Source organism: Thalassospira sp. MCCC 1A03138 (genome assembly GCF_002115785.1).
Classification (GTDB): Bacteria; Pseudomonadota; Alphaproteobacteria; order Rhodospirillales; family Thalassospiraceae; genus Thalassospira.
Map to the genome: position 1 here is coordinate 1 of NZ_JFJY01000010.1, position 17,428 is coordinate 17,428.

At 57.4% G+C, this 17,428-nt stretch carries 12 protein-coding genes; 11 read left to right on the forward strand and 1 reads right to left on the reverse strand.

The features are described 5' to 3' along the window. The 11 genes from TH468_RS21770 to TH468_RS18050 all read left to right on the forward strand — a co-directional run. The coding region (locus TH468_RS21770; protein ID WP_371268758.1) for a beta strand repeat-containing protein at positions 1 to 1,722 on the forward strand (1,722 nt) is incomplete at its 5' end. Positions 1,723 to 1,950: 228 nt separating this feature from the next. Continuing rightward, the gene (locus tag TH468_RS18005; protein WP_168177181.1) at positions 1,951 to 3,534 is read left to right on the forward strand and encodes a TolC family protein; all 1,584 of its coding nucleotides are present in this window, start codon (positions 1,951 to 1,953) and stop codon (positions 3,532 to 3,534) included. A 74-nt stretch (positions 3,535 to 3,608) separates the two neighbouring features. Continuing rightward, positions 3,609 to 4,331 (forward strand): efflux RND transporter periplasmic adaptor subunit, encoded by a 723-nt coding sequence (locus TH468_RS18010; RefSeq protein WP_210402266.1) that lies wholly within the window; start codon positions 3,609 to 3,611, stop codon positions 4,329 to 4,331. Between the two features lie 50 nt (positions 4,332 to 4,381). Beyond that, positions 4,382 to 5,710 carry an efflux RND transporter periplasmic adaptor subunit gene (locus TH468_RS18015; protein WP_085645945.1) on the forward strand — a complete coding sequence of 443 codons (1,329 nt, stop codon included), beginning with the start codon at positions 4,382 to 4,384 and terminating at the stop codon, positions 5,708 to 5,710. Between the two features lie 6 nt (positions 5,711 to 5,716). Continuing rightward, positions 5,717 to 7,879: an HlyD family efflux transporter periplasmic adaptor subunit gene (locus TH468_RS18020; protein ID WP_085645946.1), complete on the forward strand. Its 2,163-nt coding sequence runs from the start codon at positions 5,717 to 5,719 to the stop codon at positions 7,877 to 7,879. Between the two features lie 440 nt (positions 7,880 to 8,319). After that, positions 8,320 to 9,507, forward strand: a complete 1,188-nt coding sequence (locus TH468_RS18025) for an efflux RND transporter periplasmic adaptor subunit (RefSeq protein WP_085645947.1) — start codon at positions 8,320 to 8,322, stop codon at positions 9,505 to 9,507. Continuing rightward, positions 9,504 to 11,450 (forward strand): MacB family efflux pump subunit, encoded by a 1,947-nt coding sequence (locus TH468_RS18030; protein WP_085645948.1) that lies wholly within the window; start codon positions 9,504 to 9,506, stop codon positions 11,448 to 11,450. Before TH468_RS18025 ends, TH468_RS18030 begins: the two co-directional genes overlap by 4 nt. 2 nt (positions 11,451 to 11,452) lie before the next feature. Then, positions 11,453 to 12,847, forward strand: coding sequence for an efflux transporter outer membrane subunit (locus TH468_RS18035; RefSeq protein ID WP_085645949.1), 1,395 nt, complete (start codon positions 11,453 to 11,455; stop codon positions 12,845 to 12,847). 274 nt (positions 12,848 to 13,121) lie between these two features. Then, positions 13,122 to 13,823 carry a response regulator gene (locus TH468_RS18040; RefSeq protein ID WP_246832380.1) on the forward strand — a complete coding sequence of 234 codons (702 nt, stop codon included), beginning with the start codon at positions 13,122 to 13,124 and terminating at the stop codon, positions 13,821 to 13,823. Beyond that, positions 13,816 to 14,883: an ATP-binding protein gene (locus TH468_RS18045; protein WP_063095507.1), complete on the forward strand. Its 1,068-nt coding sequence runs from the start codon at positions 13,816 to 13,818 to the stop codon at positions 14,881 to 14,883. Before TH468_RS18040 ends, TH468_RS18045 begins: the two co-directional genes overlap by 8 nt. 8 nt (positions 14,884 to 14,891) lie before the next feature. Further along, positions 14,892 to 16,673 carry an ABC transporter ATP-binding protein gene (locus tag TH468_RS18050; protein WP_085645951.1) on the forward strand — a complete coding sequence of 594 codons (1,782 nt, stop codon included), beginning with the start codon at positions 14,892 to 14,894 and terminating at the stop codon, positions 16,671 to 16,673. Positions 16,674 to 16,702: 29 nt separating this feature from the next. On the opposite strand, the gene TH468_RS18055 is transcribed toward TH468_RS18050, so the two are convergent. Continuing rightward, a complete protein-coding gene (locus TH468_RS18055) occupies positions 16,703 to 17,353 on the reverse strand; it encodes a GntR family transcriptional regulator (RefSeq protein ID WP_085645952.1) in 651 nt (216 codons plus the stop codon). Positions 17,354 to 17,428: the final 75 nt, after the last annotated feature.

A 17,428-nucleotide genomic window follows, 5' to 3' on the forward strand; every position in this document is an offset into this window, starting at 1 on the left:
CAAGCGCAAACCGTGGTCGATGGCATGACCTATGCGTCAAGCAGTGAAAATCCCGGCACATCGAGCCGTGTTGTGACCCTTACCAGCATTAGCGACAGCGGCGGTACGGCCAACAGTGGTTCGGACACCGCAAGTGCGTCCATCGCGGCGACGGTTACGGTCAGTGCCGTCAATGATGCGCCAGTCAATACCGTACCGGGGGCCCAATCCGCCGTGAGCGGCGAGGCAAAGGCGATCACCGGCATTTCGGTTGCGGATACGGATAGCGCGACGGTGACCACCACAGTCTCGGTGCCGAACGGTGACGGGACATTTACCACGACGGGCAATGCGACCATCACCGGGGGTGGCACCAATTCCATCCAGATTTCGGGCAGTGTTGCCGATGTCAATGCGACACTGGCCAATCTGCGATACACAGCTGCCACGACCGGTTCGCAAACGATTACCGTCCTGACATCGGACGGCACGGATACCGACACCGATACGGTCACGGTCAATGTTTCCGCCCGCCCGGCCATCGGCGGCCTTTCCGGCGACAGCATTGCCTATGCAACCGGCCAGACGGTCAAGCTTGATGTCGGCCAGAATGCGACGGTATCGGATGCGGATTTCTCGGCCGGTGCTTTTAACAATGGCGGTAACCTTACGGTCAGCATCACCGGTGGTACTGCTTCGCAGGATATTCTCAAGATTGATACCGCAGGTACAGTTACGCTTGACGGTACGACGGCCGGATCGAACGTGCGTGTCAACGGAACGACGATCGGCACACTGGCAAACAATATTGCCGCGGGCAATACCCTGCGGATCAACTTTAATGGCGCGGCAGATCTGACAAATATCCAGGAACTGGTGCGCGCCCTTTCCTATGAAAACAGTTCGGGCACACCGGCAGGCGGGAACCGGACGATCAGCGTGACGTTGACCGATATCAGCGGAAACACCAGCACGGCCAGCACGGTGAAGGTAAGGGTGACAGAGCCGGTGACGGAAACGCCACCACCGCCGCCGCCACCGCCTGCGCCGCCACCAGCACCGGTCGTGACGATCCCGCCGATCCTGCAAACGCCGGGATCGGGTGGGGATGCGGGAACGCCGGTCAGCAGTGCGCTTAGCGGCGGATCGAATGGCAATGGTTCTGGCGGGCAGTTCAACTCCGGCGGCCCGATCCAGAGCTCCGTGACGGGCCAGTTGGGCAGTATCAGCGCGATCGACAATACCGGCACACCGGTTTCGGCAGGGCTTAGTTTCAACCAGGCCGGGAGTGGGTTGGGTGTTACCACCGGACTGGGAGGTAACGGCGGTGGTGCTGCTTTGACTGACGGCGGATTTGGTAGTAGTGGTGCCGGTGGTCTTGGCGGCGGCGGACTTGGTGGTGGTCTTGGCGGCGGCTTGGGCGGCGGCTTGGGCGGAAGTGCGGGCGGCGGTTTTGGCGGCGGTGTCGGTGGCGAAGCGGGAACCGGAACACCTGTTGGCAATGACGGTATTCTGGGCACGCCTTCAACCGGGGGCGAGGCTTCGGGTGGTCAAGGTGGCGACGGTGAAACCTCCGTTGGCGAGGGTGGCGGTGGTCAGGCCATGATCGATGGTAACAGTGAGGCGGAGCTTGCCGCCGCACTTGACGATTTCAGCGCGCAACTGGCAGCCTTTGGCGATGCCGCCGAAATGGAAACGATACTGCTGGATCAGGTTCTGGGCACATATCGTATCCCCGCGTGATGACTTGAGTGATGATTTGCTTGATGACTTCGCGGCGGTCGATCCTGTCTGACCGCCGGAATGAGGGAATGTCCCGACCGGTTTCGAAGAGCCCGGGCGGGATGGAGATGGAAAGAGGGATGTTGCGGTTTTGGACAGAATCGCAACAGACCCGGATGACGCATCGAATACCCGCGTATCTGTCGGGCAGAGATGCGGGAGTTTGAATTTACTTGGGGGAATACCGTCTTGGTTTATCGTGCTTTGAAGTTTCCCGGAACTTTCCGAAAATGGCGGAATGTGGCGGTCGCGCTGACAGCGGCGGCAGTATTATCGGCCTGTGCGGTTGCGCCAGAGCCGTTGACGGTTTCGGAAAATAATGCGCGGGTTGAAAAGGATCTGGCGCGCCTGTTTGAAAAGCAGGAAAAGATCACCGGGCCGCTGACGCTTGAGGAAGCGATAGCGCGTGCGCTTAAATACAACCTTGATCATCGGCTCAAGCTGATGGAAGAAGCGGTGGCGATGGGGCAGCTTGACGTCGCCAATGTCAATCTTCTGCCCGATGTTGTGGCCAGTTCGGGCTGGACACAGCGCAGCCGGTCAGACTCGACCTATAACGAGAGCAAAACCTCGACATCCACCAGTTCGGACAAGAAAATCCGCGATAGCGACCTGACGGTAAGCTGGAATGTGCTGGATTTTGCCATCGGTTATATGCGCGCCCATCAGCAGGCGGACATGGCGCTTATCGTCAAGGAACGCCGTCGGCAGGTGATCCATAACGTGATCAATGATACGCGCAGTGCCTATTGGCGGGCGGCGGCGGCCGAACGGGCGCTGGTGAAGTTCAAACCGGTCCTGGAAAAGGTTCGCGCGGCACTTTCGCGGTCGGAAACGCAGGTGCGCGAACGGGTTGGTGCGCCGCTTGATGCGCTGACCTATCAGGAAGACCTTCTGTTGACCCTGCGCGAGCTTGAAACCCGCCAGCGTCAACTGGTTGAAGCCCGGACCGAGCTTGCGGTTCTGATGAATATTCATCCCGATAGCGACTTTACGGTCGAGGCCGCGGTTGAACCCGACAGTGGCCCGATGCCGGTTCTGACGATGAATGCCGAGGAACTTGAACTGGAAGCCCTGAAAAACCGTTCGGAGCTGCGTTCGGAAGCCTATCAGTTGCGGATCAACCAGCAGGAAGCAAAGATCGCCATCGTGCAGATGGTGCCGGGCCTTAATTTCAGCGCCGGTATCAATCACACGACCGACAGTTACAAGGTCAATTCCGACTGGTACGAGGGGTCGCTTGATCTTTCGTGGAACCTGATGCAGCTGTTCAAGGCACCGGCAAACATGCGCCTTGCCGACAGCCAGATCGAACTTTCGGAAGTGCGGCGTCTTGCGCTGAGCATGGCGGTGATCAGTCAGGTCAATATTGCGCAACTGCGGTTTGCCTTTGCCAAGCGCGATTATGAACTGACCGACCGGATCGCGTCGGTGCAGGACCAGATATCGGAAACCGTCAATGCCAGCCAGTCGGCCAATGCGGTCGGCGAGGGGCAGGCGATCCGGGCCGATGTCCGTGCGTTGCTGAGCAACCTGCAACGCGATATGGCCTATGCCGACATGCAGGCATCCTATGGCCGTCTGTTTGCCTCGATCGGTGCCGATCCGTTCCCGAACGATATTCCTGATGATTCTGTCGATACGCTTGCCCAGACGGTCGGCGATGTTCTGTCGCGCTGGAATCAGGGGGATTACGATGCACCGGTCACCGTTGCCGAAGACGATGGCGGTCCGGCATCAGAAAATGAACTGAAGCAGGCTGCTGTTCAGTGATGCATTTTAGCCTGACGTCGTTGCGCGGATATCGGGCTCAGTCCCCGGGCCGCACATTCAAGGCTGCCGCAAGCATGTTTTGCATGCTTGCGGTTTCGGCTTTGTTGTTTCCGGTTCTGGCAGATGCGCAGGAACCACTGCAAGCGCGTGTTCTGGTGACCACACAGGATCGGGCCGTTCTTGCCGGTGAACTGGCCGCGAGAATTGATAAAATGACGGTCCGTCCGGGCCAGAAGTTCAAGCAGGGCGATTTGCTGATTTCTTTTGATTGTGCGGCCTATAAGGCACAACGCGCAACGGCGGCGGCCGACTATCGCCAGGCCGATGCGCAATTCAAATCCCAGCAGCGGCTTTTTGAATTGCGCAGTGTTGGCGAGCTTGATGTTGTCATGGCGCAAGCAGCAAAGGAGCGGACACTGGCGCAGTTGCAGCTTCATGATGTGTATCTTGATCGCTGCAAGATCACCGCCCCCTATGACGGGGCTGTGGTCCAGTGGCTGAGCCAGCCCTATCAGATTGCCAATCCTGCCGATGAACTGATGGAAATCATCGGTTCGGGCAATCTTGAGCTTGAACTGATCGTGCCGTCAAGCTGGCTGTCATGGCTTTCGACGGGGCAGAGCTTTCAGGCGCGGATCGAGGAAACGGGATCGGTCATTGCGGCAACCACCGAAAGGATCGGTGCTGATATTGACCCGGTCAGCCAGACGGTTAAAGTCTTTGCAATCATAAATGGCGATGCCGGGAAGCTGTTGCCGGGCATGAGCGGTGTTGCTGTTTTTGAACCGGAAACCTGAGCGTTTCCGGCAAAGGGCGAAGCGGCACGCGACCAGAACCGACGGGTAAAATGAGCACCATTACAGCATCCGCAATTTTGCTGGGCATCGAAAAATCCATCCGCCAGGCCCGGGATATGACCGCGCTTCAGTTCGTGGCCGTTACGGAAACGCGCCGACTGATTTCCTATCAGCAGGCGGTGTTGCTTTCGCACGGGCTGGATGGGAAATTGCGGGTGGTGGCTGTTTCAAACGTTCCGACGGTGGACCGCAATGCCCCCTATATCCGGTTCGTCGAAAAGCTTGCCAACCGGCAGATTGCCACCGATCAGAAGAAGATATTTTCGCGTGCATCGGATGGTGCTGATTTCGAAGCGGACTGGCGGGAGTTTCTTCAGGACAATATCCTGTCTCAGCCTGTTCTTACCCCGGATGGCACATCGCTTGGTCTTCTTTTGCTGATCCGGGCCCCGGAATGGCAGGACGGGGAGCTGCTTCTTGTCGAACAACTGACCGATGCGCTTGGCCATGCGTGGAATGCGCTTCGCCCGCGCAAAAGGCGGGGCGGATTGTTTGAAGCCGGAAAAAAACGCCGCGCCGTTCTGGCCGGGGTTTTCGTCGGCCTTGTTCTTGTGTTGGCCATCCCGGTTCGGCAAAGCATTATTGCGCCTGCGACGGTCATGCCGCGCGATCCGGTCATGATTGCAGCCCCGATCACTGGGGTTATTCGCGAAATCAGTGTTCGTCCGAATGCACCGGTGACAAAGGGCGACCTTCTGTTTTCGTTTGAAGGTGCGGAATTCAAGGCAAATTACGAGATAGCATTACGCGCGGTCGATACCGCCGAGGCGGAACTGCGCCGTGCATCGCAGCAGGCATTCGGGGATGCCAAGGGTCGGGCCGAGGTTGCGCTTTCGCAGACGCGTCTGGCATTGCGTCAGGAACAGGCCGAATTCAGCCGCTATCAGCTTTCGCAGATCGAGGTCAGGGCACCGCAATCGGGTATTGCGATTTTCAGTGATTCCAATGACTGGCGCGGGCGGCCTGTTTCGACGGGTGAGCAGGTCATGGCAATTGCCGCCCCCGATGCTGCCGAGCTTGGTATTTCCATTCCGGTTTCCGATGCCATCGCCCTGCAATCGGGGGCGGAGGTCCGGCTGTTTCTGGATGTTGATCCGCTTGGTTCGATTGACGCAACGCTTGAATATGCCGCCTATCAGCCAAAGGAAACGCCCGAGGGCATATTGGCCTATCAGGCGGTGGCGCGCTTTGACAGCCCGGAAGACATTCCGCGTATCGGGCTGAAGGGATCGGCGAAAATCATGGGGGATCATGTTCCGCTGGCGCTGTTCCTTTTCCGCCGTCCGCTTTCAGCCCTGCGTCAGATGATCGGGTTTTGATCTGCCATGGCAATCGCACCGCAGGGGAACGCAAAAGAGCTGGTTGTGCCGCCGCTGCGCGAGGATCTGAGACTTCTGCCCGCCGGGACCGATGAATATGGTGCGCCGTGCTGGACGATCCATGATCCGGTGCGCAATCGGTATTTCCGGATCGGTTATGCCGCGTTTGAAATGCTGCGCCGGTGGCCTTTGCGCCAGGGGCAGGCAATCATCGAGCGCATTTGCCGCGATACGGTTCTGAGCGTTGACGAGGCCGCGTTGACGGGGCTGATAAAGTTCCTGCATGGCAATGGACTTTTGCAGCGTGACAGCAACGAGACCGTGGCCGAGTTTTCGCGCATTGCCAATGCGGGCAAACCGCCCTTCTGGAAATGGGCGATCCACAATTATCTTTTTGTGCGTGTACCGCTGGTCCATCCGGACGGTTTCCTGCGCAAGACCCAGCCGATTGCCGATATTATCGCATCGGGCGCGGTTCAGCTTGGCGTGCTGATCCTAGGGTTGATCGGCATTTTCCTGACCTTGCGTCAATGGGACCTGTTTGTGTCGACATTCATGGGGTTTGCCAACTGGCAGGGCGTGGTGTGGATGGCGGTGACACTTACGCTTGCCAAAATCCTTCACGAATTCGGGCATGCCTATAGCGCGGCGCGCTATGGCTGCCGGGTGCCGTCGATGGGGGTTGCGTTTCTGGTGATGTATCCGGTGCTTTATACCGATACGTCCGATGCCTGGCGGATCATCAGCAAGGAAAAAAGGCTGCGTATTGCGGCGGCCGGTATCCGGGTCGAGCTGGCACTTGCGTTACTGGCGACTTTTTTCTGGCATCTTGTGCCGCCCGGGCCGTTGCAAAGTGCGGTGTTCCTTCTGGCGACGACAACCTGGATCACAACACTTCTGATCAATCTCAGCCCTTTCATGCGGTTTGACGGCTATTATCTGCTGTCGGATTTTCTGGGTATTGCCAATCTGCAAAACCGGTCCTTTGCCATGGCGAAATGGACGATCCGCGAGACGCTTTTCCGGTTCGGGCATCCTGCGCCCGAACCGATGCCGCGCAAAAAGCGGCGGATGCTGACGGTTTTTGCGATTGCGGTCTGGATTTATCGCTTCTTTCTGTTTCTTGGTATTGCGCTGGTGGTTTACCACCTGTTCTTCAAGGTTCTTGGCATTATCCTTTTCGTGGTCGAAATCGCATGGTTCATCATCCTTCCGGTTTTAAATGAAATGAAACACTGGTGGAAAGACCGCCATAGAGCAAAAGTAACACCGTCGCTTGTCGCGACGGGATTTCTGTTGGCTGTTCTGGTTGTTCTGACCTTCGTGCCGTGGCAATCGCGTGTTTCGGCAGATGCGGTGCTTCAGGCCAGCAATGATGCGGAGATCATCAGTACGGTTGCAGGCCAGATTGCTGAACTTGCGGTGAAAAAAGGGGACCGGGTCCGGGCCGGTGATACGATTGCCATTCTGAGCGCACCGGAACTTGATGCCGAACACCGCATTCGGGAGCTGGAGCTTGCCGAGGCGCGGATATTGCTGGCGCAGACCGAGGCGAGCCAGGGCAATCTTGGCGACTATGCCGCCCGTCTTCAGGAAATGCGGCGTCTGGCGGCGCGGATCGTTGCCCTTGAAGCGCGGCAGGATCTTCTGACCCTGCGTGCGCCGATTGACGGCATGGTGCGCGAACTGGCCGATGATATCCGGGTTGGCGACTGGGTCGCACCGCGCACCCAGCTTGCGCGGATTGTCGGTGCCAGGGAACGGGCGTCATGGGAAGTTGTCGCCTATGTGTCCCAGCGCGATATTGCGCGTATCGGCAACCGGCCATCGGCAAGGTTCTATCCGGAACAGTTTACCCAACCCGTTCTTGACATCGAGGTCGAGACTGTCGAGCGGTTCAACAGCACCTATATCGAGACACCGGCACTTGTATCCACCCACGGCGGGACAATTGCCGCGACTGCGGACAAGGACGGCCGATACACCCCGCATGATCCGGTTTTCAAGCTGGAGGGGATCGTTGCGACAGATAGGGAAAGTCCCCCGGCAGGCGAGGGTTTTTCGATGATGCAGCGCGGCAGGCTACAGATCGATGCCGAGCCCATGAGCTGGGCGCGCCGCCTTTATGAAGCGATAGTCGCAGGCTTTATCCGGGAAGTCAGTTTTTAGAGGGATTGTCCGGATCGATCATTTGAGCAGATTAAACATAAAACGCTTTAAGTAATTAATATTGCAAAATATTTGTTTGTCGTTCCAGGTATGGAGCGCTGGACTGGATGCCTGCCGTCGCATCCAAATGACAAAACCCTGCCGATTGGCGGGGTTTTGTCATTTGGGTCCTGGATTACGGGGCAGCGGGGCGAGGAGACGCGCGTCCACGCGATCTCCACATAACCTGCACTCAACTTTCATTACGGCGTGAGATGGTGCTTGAAGAAAGCAATCATGTTCACGGGGATTTTTTCAAAACTCGCAAACGACCCGCCCACGGCTAGCCATCTGGCTGACATGGCGGGGCTATCGAGATCAGTCGTCTCGTGGCGAGAGTGAACCCGATTGAGCGACGATCTTCTTCTCTGGTCAATAAACGTCAGTTGGTAAAAACAACAATGAAACTGTCAAATAGCATTGGTCGAAATCTGATCATCGCAGGCGTAATTGCTGTGGCGCTGGTGGCAATGGCGTCGGCCAGCGGTGTTCTTGAGGAAGAGCCGCAGGCATCCGTGCTTACCGAGTTTGTTTCGCTCGGCACAATCGAGGAAACGGTTCTTGCCAATGGTGAACTCGAACCTGCCCGGATCGTCAGTGTCGGTGCGCAGGTTTCCGGTCAGTTGAAAACCTTGCATGTTGAACTGGGTCAGAAAATCAAGGCCGGGGACCTGATCGCCGAGATTGACCCGACGGCACAGGCATATGCCCTTCGCATCGCAGAGGCGGCTCTTGCCAATGTGAAGGCGCAGCGCAAAGCACGTGGTTTTGAGCTCAGGCGGGCTGAGCAAGCCTATGACAGACAGAAGAGCATGGCCCGTCAGCGTGCGGCTTCGGTCGCCGAGCTTGAGACGGCGGAGGCGGCGTTCAAAGTCCTGACGGCTGATATCGAGGCGTTGGACGCGCAGATTGCCCAAGCCACAGTGGAGGTCGAGAACGCGAAAGCCAACCTTGGCTACACGAAGGTTATCGCACCGATGGATGGGGTTGTGGTTGCTGTCGTTACCAAGGCTGGTCAAACACTGAACTCCAATCTGGCCGTGCCGACGATCATTGTGCTGGCCGAGCTCAACGTCATGCAGGTTAAGGTAAGAATATCAGAAGCCGATATTACCCGCGTAAAACCCGGCCAGATCGTGCGTTTCACGATCATGGGTGAAACCCATCTTCCGACGGTCGGCAGATTGGAGCAGATTGCGCCCGCCCCGACATCAATCGCGACAGAATCAACGACGGCCTCCACAACCGGAGGGCAGGCAGCACAGGCTGTTTATTTCAACGGAATATTCACAACGCCCAATCCTGATGGCCGACTGCGGCCCATGATGACTACTCTTGTGACCATTGTGGTGGGGCAGGCAGAGGACGTGCTGCTCGTGCCATGGTCAGCGTTGACCGAGCGCGAACAGAACGGTCGCTATCGCCTTAGTGTCCGCTCCCCTTCTGGCGAAATTTCGGAGCGCCTTGTCACAATAGGACTGACTGACCGGATCAAGGCGCAAGTGATCGATGGCCTGCAGGTCGGCGAGGAGGTTGTCATTCCGGCTGATGGTCAGGCATCGGACTCTAACGCGATGGAGATGATGTGAGCGCTTTACTGGAAATAGAGAACGTAACACGGCTGTTTCAGACGGGCGAAGAGACGATTGCCGCGCTCGCGGGGATCAATCTTCATATCGACAGCGGTGAACTTGTCGCGATTGTGGGCGCAAGCGGATCGGGTAAGTCGACGCTCATGAATATTCTTGGCTGCCTTGATCAGCCGACTGCGGGCGATTACCGTGTCGGTGGGCGCAGTGTTGCCGGTTTGAGCGCAGACGAACTGGCAGCGTTGCGACGGGAGCATTTCGGCTTCATCTTCCAACGCTATCATTTGCTCGGCACGCTCAACTCGACTGACAATGTGGCGATGCCAGCCGTTTACGCAGGCCTTGATACCGCTTCCAGGCGCGAGCGGGCCCGGTCACTTCTGGAGCGTCTTGGCCTTGGCGAGCGCGTCGATCACCGTCCAGGTCAGCTTTCCGGCGGTCAGCAGCAGCGGGTGTCGATTGCTCGCGCGCTTATGAATGGTGGGCGCATCATCCTTGCCGATGAGCCGACTGGAGCGCTTGACAGCAGAAGCGGTGAAACCGTGCTTGATATTCTCAAGGAGCTTCATCGGGACGGCCATACGGTCATTATCGTCACCCACGATATGGAGGTCGCGGCCCACGCTGATCGCATCATCGAAGTCCGTGACGGTCTGGTTCTGTCTGACCAAAGATGCCGCGAACCTCTGGTTGGTGCTCCCTTACCTTCCTTTGCACGTTCCGGGTCTGTTGGCGTGCTGGCAGGTTTCCATCGACGGTTTGCAGAAGCTTTTCCCATGGCGTTGCGCTCTATGGCGGCTCATCGGGTCCGCACATTCCTGACCATGCTGGGGATTATCATTGGCATCGCTGCCGTGGTTTCCGTCGTCGGTCTGGGCGAAGGGACACGCCAGCGGGTCCTTGCCGAGATCAGCGAACTTGGTGCCAGTACACTTTCCATTTATCCCGGGCAGGGTTGGGACGACGAGCGCGCCGACAGCATCAGAACGCTGGTCGTGTCCGACGCCGAGGCTTTGTCTGCGCAAAACTATATCGACAGCGTTACGCCGCTGGTGTCGACAAGTGCGCGCATTCGGTTCGGCAGCACTTCCATGTCCGCCAACGTTGACGGTGTCGGGGAGGATTATTTTCGGGTAAACGGCCTCAAGATCGTGCAGGGCAACGGCTTCACGGCCGACAGTATCGCCGAGCGCCGTCAGGAGGCCGTGATAGATGACAGAGCCGCAACTACGCTTTTTCCGGGCAGTGAAACTCCGCTTGGCAAGATCATCATGATCGACCGCGTGCCGGTGGTCATCATCGGTACGGTGGCCCAGCGTTCCGGCATGTCGGGCAAAACCCTGCAAATATACCTTCCCTATACTGCCGTGGCCGGCAGGCTGCTTGGTGCGGCAACGAGCCTTGCCGGGCTGACCGTTCGCATATCTGACAATGTTGACACGATTGTTGCCGAACGCGCGATTGTCGGTCTGATGACACGCCGTCACGGTATACAGGACTTTTTTGTCTTCAACAGTGACCAGTTGCGCCGGATCATGGAGAAGACGTCGCGGACGATGACGCTGCTGATTTCTTCGGTCGCGGTCATTTCGCTGATCGTTGGCGGGATCGGCGTTATGAACATCATGCTGGTTTCCGTCACCGAGCGTACCCGCGAGATCGGCCTGCGCATGGCGGTCGGCGCACGGCGTATCGACATCATGCTTCAGTTCCTGATTGAAGCTGTCACGATTTGCATTGCCGGATCTCTGCTTGGCGTCGGAGTGGCGCTTGGCGCTGCTGCTGCGTTTGGGGGGCAGGGCAGTTCATTCCCGATGATCATTTCGATTGACGCCATCCTTTCCGCCTGTCTGGTCGCACTTCTCATCGGCCTCGTTTTCGGTTTTCTGCCTGCACGCAATGCCTCGCGGCTTGATCCGGTCGTTGCGCTTTCCAGAGAGTAGTCATGTTTTTTGTCAGATTGGTTGTTCCTTGCCTGTTTGTTGTCCTTGCCGGTTGCACCGGCCCGTCGACAGACTATCTGCGCCCTGATCTGCCGGAGGGACCGACATGGTCTGCTTCGGTTGCCGCAGATACGGCGAATGCGAGTGCAGATCAGTGGTGGGTTGCATTTGGAGATTCCGGACTTACCACCCTGATCAGCGAAGTTGTCAGTCGCAACAACGACATTTTCGCTGCGACCGTTCGTGCGCGCAGAGCGCGCCTGCAAGCGGACCTTGCTGCGAATGCCCTGTTCCCGAAGTTGAGCGGGACTCTTAACACTTCGAGGAGCAGGCCTCTTGAAGGAAGTACGACTTCGACAGCATCTTCGTCTGCAACAATCGGTGTTTCCTATGAAGTCGACTTGTGGGGCAAACTGGCGGCACAGCGCGACAGCACAAGCTTCGAGGCGGAGGCAACTGCCGAGGATTACGAAGCGGCGCGCCTGGCAATCATCGGCATGACGATCGAAACCTATTTCCGTATCGCCCATGCCAATGAGTCGATTGCATCGGCTATAAACAGCCTTGATTATGTAGAGCAAATTCAGGATCTCGTGCGGAAGCAGGCAGAAGTCGGGGATGTTTCCGATCTGGAACTTAGAGAAAGCGAACAAGCTGTCGAGACTCAGGCTGCGCGAGTAGCGGAGTTGCAGCAGGCCCGCCTTGTTCTGCACAATGTGCTTACGGTCCTTTTGAACGGTGCGCCAAACCCGGTTCCAGAACCGCAGAGCCTGCCGCGAAAGAAGTTTCCGGAGCTTGCAGCAGGGTTGCCCGCCGATCTGCTTGCCCATCGTCCTGATCTTCGTGCAGCAGAAGCGCGGTTGCGGGGGACGTTGAAGAGCGTGGACGCGACGCGGACCAGCTTCTATCCGGGGATATCGCTTACCGGTGGGTTAGGGACCAGCAGCGATCAACTGATTTCCTTCGTCTCCAACCCGGTGGCAACCCTGGGAGGAGGCGCTGTTCTCTCATTCCTTAACCTGAAGGATATGAGTTTGACGATTGCGGTTTCAGAGACCCATTATGAAGAGGCCGTCACCGCATTTCGCAAAACTTTGCTGAACGCGTTTGCCGATGTGGCCAATGCGCTTGGCGCGCGTGCCAGCTATGGCGAGCAGTCACGCCGACTTGATAATGCCTATATGGCCGCGCTGGAAGTCGAGAAACTGACCGAGACACGTTATCGGGCCGGTGCGACCACCCTGCGCATCTGGCTTGATGCGCAGGAACGCCGTCGTTCTGCCGAAGTGGTTCTTGCCGATGTGCGGCTCGCACAGTTTGTCAATGAATCGATGCTTTACCGCGCGCTTGGCGGAAGTACTGCAATCGCTGATGAAGAGGTTGCGGCAGTACAATGATGAAGTGCGCTCTTTGATACAGATAAATTATCGGACCGCCTCTTGAGCCCGTTACACTGGAGTTCCTGTTGCCGAACATCTCCACAGAACCTCGACAAAATCTTAACCTGCCCTCGACGCGGGAGCCGTAATCGTTGAGTGTTATCCCGGAACTCCGATGCTGGCATTGCTGGCAGATGCATGATGGTACTTTCAATCGGTTGTGAATAACCTGGGGTGAGATGCGCCTCAATCAAATGAATCCTTTTGGGTGAAAAGCCAAAGATCGAAAAACATGTCCATGAACAATGCCTTGATCCTCATAATTGAGGACGAGCCCGAGATCGCGGAAATCATCGGGACTTACCTGTCACGCGAAGGCTTCCGGGTTGTTGCGGCTGGTGATGGAACGGTCGGGCTTGCCCATCATCAGCGCTTGCGGCCCGACCTTGTGGTGCTGGATATCAAGCTGCCGGGGCAGGACGGTTATGAAGTGCTGGCGGCGATCCGTCGACGTGGTGACACGCCCGTCATCATGGTAACGGCGCTTGCCGAGGATCTCGACAAGTTGCAGGCGCTACGTATTGGTGCAGACGATTATGTCGTTAAACCGTTCAACCCGCTTGAGGTTGTGGCGCGTGTTAAGGCGGTCTTGCGGCGAACCATTGCCCGTGATGACGGGCAAATGTTGCGCGTCGGACCTTTGAGCATTGATCCACAGGCCTATCGGGTGGAGGTCGAAAGCGCGGCGGGACCGGTTGTGCTCGGCCTTACCAGAACCGAATTTCGCATTCTGGCTTATATGGCCTTGAGGATTGGCAGAGTGTTCGAGCGCTCGGAACTGGTCGATGCGTGCCTGCCGGAGGGTGAGGCGCTGGATCGGACAGTGGACAGCCATGTCAGCAATCTGCGGCGCAAACTGGCTGCTGCCGGGGCGGATGGCATGCTCGTCGGTGTCCGTGGTGTCGGTTATCGACTGGACAACACCCATGGCTAGAAATCTGAATTCCCGCATCGTTCGTGCGATGATTTCGCTTACATTGCTTGCTTTCACCGTCGTTTATTTCGGGTTAACGGCGTATTTCTTCTTCATTTATGAATGGCTTTATCCGGATTTCACCGACGACGACATCCTGCGCACCGGTGATATCGTAACGTTGGGCCTTCTTCTGGGGATCGGCATATTAACCGCCTCTTTGTTGGGGTGGGTTCTGGCACGACGGATTGTGGATCCTTTGAAATCTGTTGCCGCGGCTGCGCGCAAGGTGGCGAATGGGGATTTTTCGGCGCGCGCCTCATTGAGCCGGGGCAATTTTGGCGAGGCGAGCGATCTGGTTGACGATTTCAATCAGATGGCAGGGCGACTGCAACGTGCCGAGGCCGAGTTGAAATATTCTAACTCGGCCATTGCACATGAATTGCGAACGCCTTTGACCATTCTGCGTGGGCGGCTCCAGGGATTGCTGGATGGTGCCTTCGCCCCCAGTCCGGAACTGTATGGTCGCCTGATTAACCATGTGGATGATCTGTCGGCCATCGTCGAGGAGTTGCGGACACTGGCGCTGAGCAATGCAGGGCAGCTCGATCTGCAATATTCACGTCTTGATCTGGCGGTGGAGGCCGAGGCGGCACTCCTTTCGCTTGAGGATCATTTCAGCAAGGCCGGGATCACGGTAATGCGCCAGTTGTCCAGCGCCGTCGTCAGTGCTGACCGCGCGCGATTGAGGCAGGCTTTCGTGGCGGTTCTGGAAAATTGCTGTCGTTACGCGCCGCAAAGTACGGTGCATGTCGAGACCGGTGTGGCCGGACAATATGTCTTTTTCCGTTGCACGGATACAGGACCGGGCCTTCCTGAAGAAAGCCGCACGCGTGCCTTCGAGCGGTTCTGGCGTGCGGACGACTCACGGGGGCGTAGCGGTGGTGGTTCCGGCTTGGGCTTGCCAATTGTCAGGGCGATTGCCCGGGCGCATGGAGGCGATGCGTCGATATTCCCTTCTGATCATCCTGGTCTTGCCGTCGAAATCCGGCTGCCGTGCCAAGTGTTACCTTTCGTCTGATTGTACCAATGTCCAAACATCTTCCTTATTCCGACGACTATACCGACCTTGCGGCGCGGCATGTTTCCATGCGGCGTATATTGTCGTTGTTCATTCCTTACCGGAAACGGATCGCAGCGGTCATATTGCTTATGATCATGGCCTCAGCGGTCGGTCTGGCGGGACCGTTCCTGTTGCGGGCGATCATTGACGAAGCTTTGCCCGCCAATGATCTCAGACTGCTTGTCGGGCTGGTGGGAGGTATGGTCATCGTCGCCCTGCTTTCGGCGGCGGTCGGTGCCTATCAGGTAATCCTCATGTCACGTATCGGACAGGCGGTTCTGCATGCCTTGCGGGTGCGGCTTTACACCCATCTCCAAAGCCTGTCGTTGCGGTTTTTTACCGGAACGCGTGTGGGCGAGGTTCAGTCGCGCATCGCCAGTGATATCGATGGACTGCAATCGTTGGTAACGGAAACTGCCAACGAACTTGGTCGTTCGCTCAGTGCGGTTGTCATGACAGCCATTGCCATCGTGATCCTTGACTGGCGGTTGGCTCTTTTTGTTCTGTTCGTGGTGCCGGGAACGATCCTGATCAGTAGCCGCGTTGCCCGTATGCGCGAAGCGTTGACTTACCAGCAGCAGGCGCGCGCCGCCGACATGTCCGTCGCGGTGCAGGAAACGCTTTCGGCCTCGGGTGTCATCCTTGCCCGCACGATGGGAAGGGGACCACATCTTGTACAACGGTTCACCCGGATATCGGGAGACCTGGCGAAACTTGAGGTGAAGTCGCATACCGCAGGTGAATGGCAGTGGTCCCTGATCAGCTTTGCGCTGGCCGTCCTGCCGGCGATGACGTTGCTGGCGGGGGGGCTGCTGATGCAGACAGACAATCCTGCCACCATCGGTACGCTGGTTGCGATGATCGCGTTACAGGAACAGCTATTGTGGCCTTTCGAGCAATTGTTGGAAATCGGACGCGATACACGAAAAACACGTGCCTTGTTTGCCCGGGTTTTCGAGTATCTGGACAAGCCGGTTGAGATCACCGAGAAACCGGCACCCGTTACAATTCGCCGTTCGGACATGCGCGGTCAGGTAGAGCTGGAGCATGTCAGTTTTGCCTATCATGAGGATGGCCCGACTGCTGTGCATGACATAAGCCTCATGATCCCCGCAGGCAGCAATGTCGCGATAGTCGGCCCGACGGGTTCGGGCAAGACGACACTGGGATACCTGCTGGCGCGGCTTTACGATGTGGATAGTGGTGCCATCCGGTTTGATGGCGTGGATCTGCGCGATCTCAGTTTTCAGTCGCTGTCCGAATTGGTGGGGGTCGTTGCTCAAGAGCCCTATCTGTTCCATGCCTCTGTGGCAGAGAACCTGCGCTTCGCAAAACCGGACGCGACCGAGGCCGAACTGGTTGCGGCTGCAAAGATTGCCCAGATTCACGACCATATCGCGTCGCTGCCTGAGGGCTATGATACGCTGGTTGGTGAAGACGGATACCGATTTTCCGGCGGCGAGAAACAGCGCTTGGTGCTGGCTCGCACCATCCTGCGCGACCCGCCTGTGCTTTTACTGGACGAGGCGACCAGTGCTCTTGATACACGTACGGAACGCGCGATGTCGTCTGCGTTGAACCACATGTCGAAAGGCCGGACAACGATTACCATCGCGCACCGGCTGTCCACCATCCGCCATGCGGACCAGATCGTGGTGATGAGAGCAGGACGCATCGCAGAGCAGGGTCGTCATGACCAACTGGTCGCTCTTGACGGTGTTTATGCGGATCTGTTGCGCGTGGTGTGACCTTGCAACAGCGTGCAACAGATCGCCTCTTATTCACGCAATAGCTTGATCCGCAGCCTTTGAGCGCTTCGGATGTGATGTCTTGCATCGGCATCGGCCTGATCGGCGTTGCCGGACCGGATGCTGTCGATAATGTTCTTATGTTCCTGATAGGCACTTTCGGGGCGGCCGTCATATTGAAGCGTCGTACCGCCCAGAAGCGCCATTGAATTCGATAAAGAACTAAGTGCATCAATAAGATAGCGATTGTTCGCCGTTCTATACAGCGCCTGATGAAACAGCCGGTTTGCTTCTGCAACTTTCACCGGGTCCTGCCCGTTTTTCAGCATCAGTTCATTCAGATCTTCCAGTTCGGCGATTTCAAGCTCTGATGCGTGGCGCGCGGCATAGCGGGCGGCTGTTCCTTCCAAAACTTCGCGAATTTCATACAGCTCGATCACTTCGCGATGATCGAGCTCCTTGATGACTGCCCCGTGTCGCGGCATGTGGATCAGCAGCCCATCACTTTCCAGACGCCGAATGGCATCGCGCACCGGGGTGCGGCTGATCCCAAACCTTTCAGCAACTTCCACCTCGCGGATTCGGGTTCCCGGCTTGAGTTCGCCATGCTGGATGGCTGCCAGAAGCTTTTGATAGGCAACTTCCCCACGGGGCTGGTGATCGGCGGAATCTGGGCTCATGAGAAGGCACCTGCTTTGTTCTGTCTGGTTTTAACTTGACACAAGCATGCTGAAATCTCAAGGTTGGAGACAATT

Coding starts and splice junctions, on each gene's coding strand:
- TH468_RS18025 (WP_085645947.1), top strand. CDS start 8,320: ATGAAACTGTCAAATAGCATTGGTCGAAATCTGATCATCGCAGGCGTA.
- TH468_RS18040 (WP_246832380.1), top strand. CDS start 13,122: ATGTCCATGAACAATGCCTTGATCCTCATAATTGAGGACGAGCCCGAG.
- TH468_RS18050 (WP_085645951.1), top strand. CDS start 14,892: ATGTCCAAACATCTTCCTTATTCCGACGACTATACCGACCTTGCGGCG.
- TH468_RS18055 (WP_085645952.1), bottom strand. CDS start 17,353: ATGAGCCCAGATTCCGCCGATCACCAGCCCCGTGGGGAAGTTGCCTAT.
- TH468_RS18035 (WP_085645949.1), top strand. CDS start 11,453: ATGTTTTTTGTCAGATTGGTTGTTCCTTGCCTGTTTGTTGTCCTTGCC.
- TH468_RS18045 (WP_063095507.1), top strand. CDS start 13,816: ATGGCTAGAAATCTGAATTCCCGCATCGTTCGTGCGATGATTTCGCTT.
- TH468_RS18010 (WP_210402266.1), top strand. CDS start 3,609: ATGTTTTGCATGCTTGCGGTTTCGGCTTTGTTGTTTCCGGTTCTGGCA.
- TH468_RS18020 (WP_085645946.1), top strand. CDS start 5,717: ATGGCAATCGCACCGCAGGGGAACGCAAAAGAGCTGGTTGTGCCGCCG.
- TH468_RS18015 (WP_085645945.1), top strand. CDS start 4,382: ATGAGCACCATTACAGCATCCGCAATTTTGCTGGGCATCGAAAAATCC.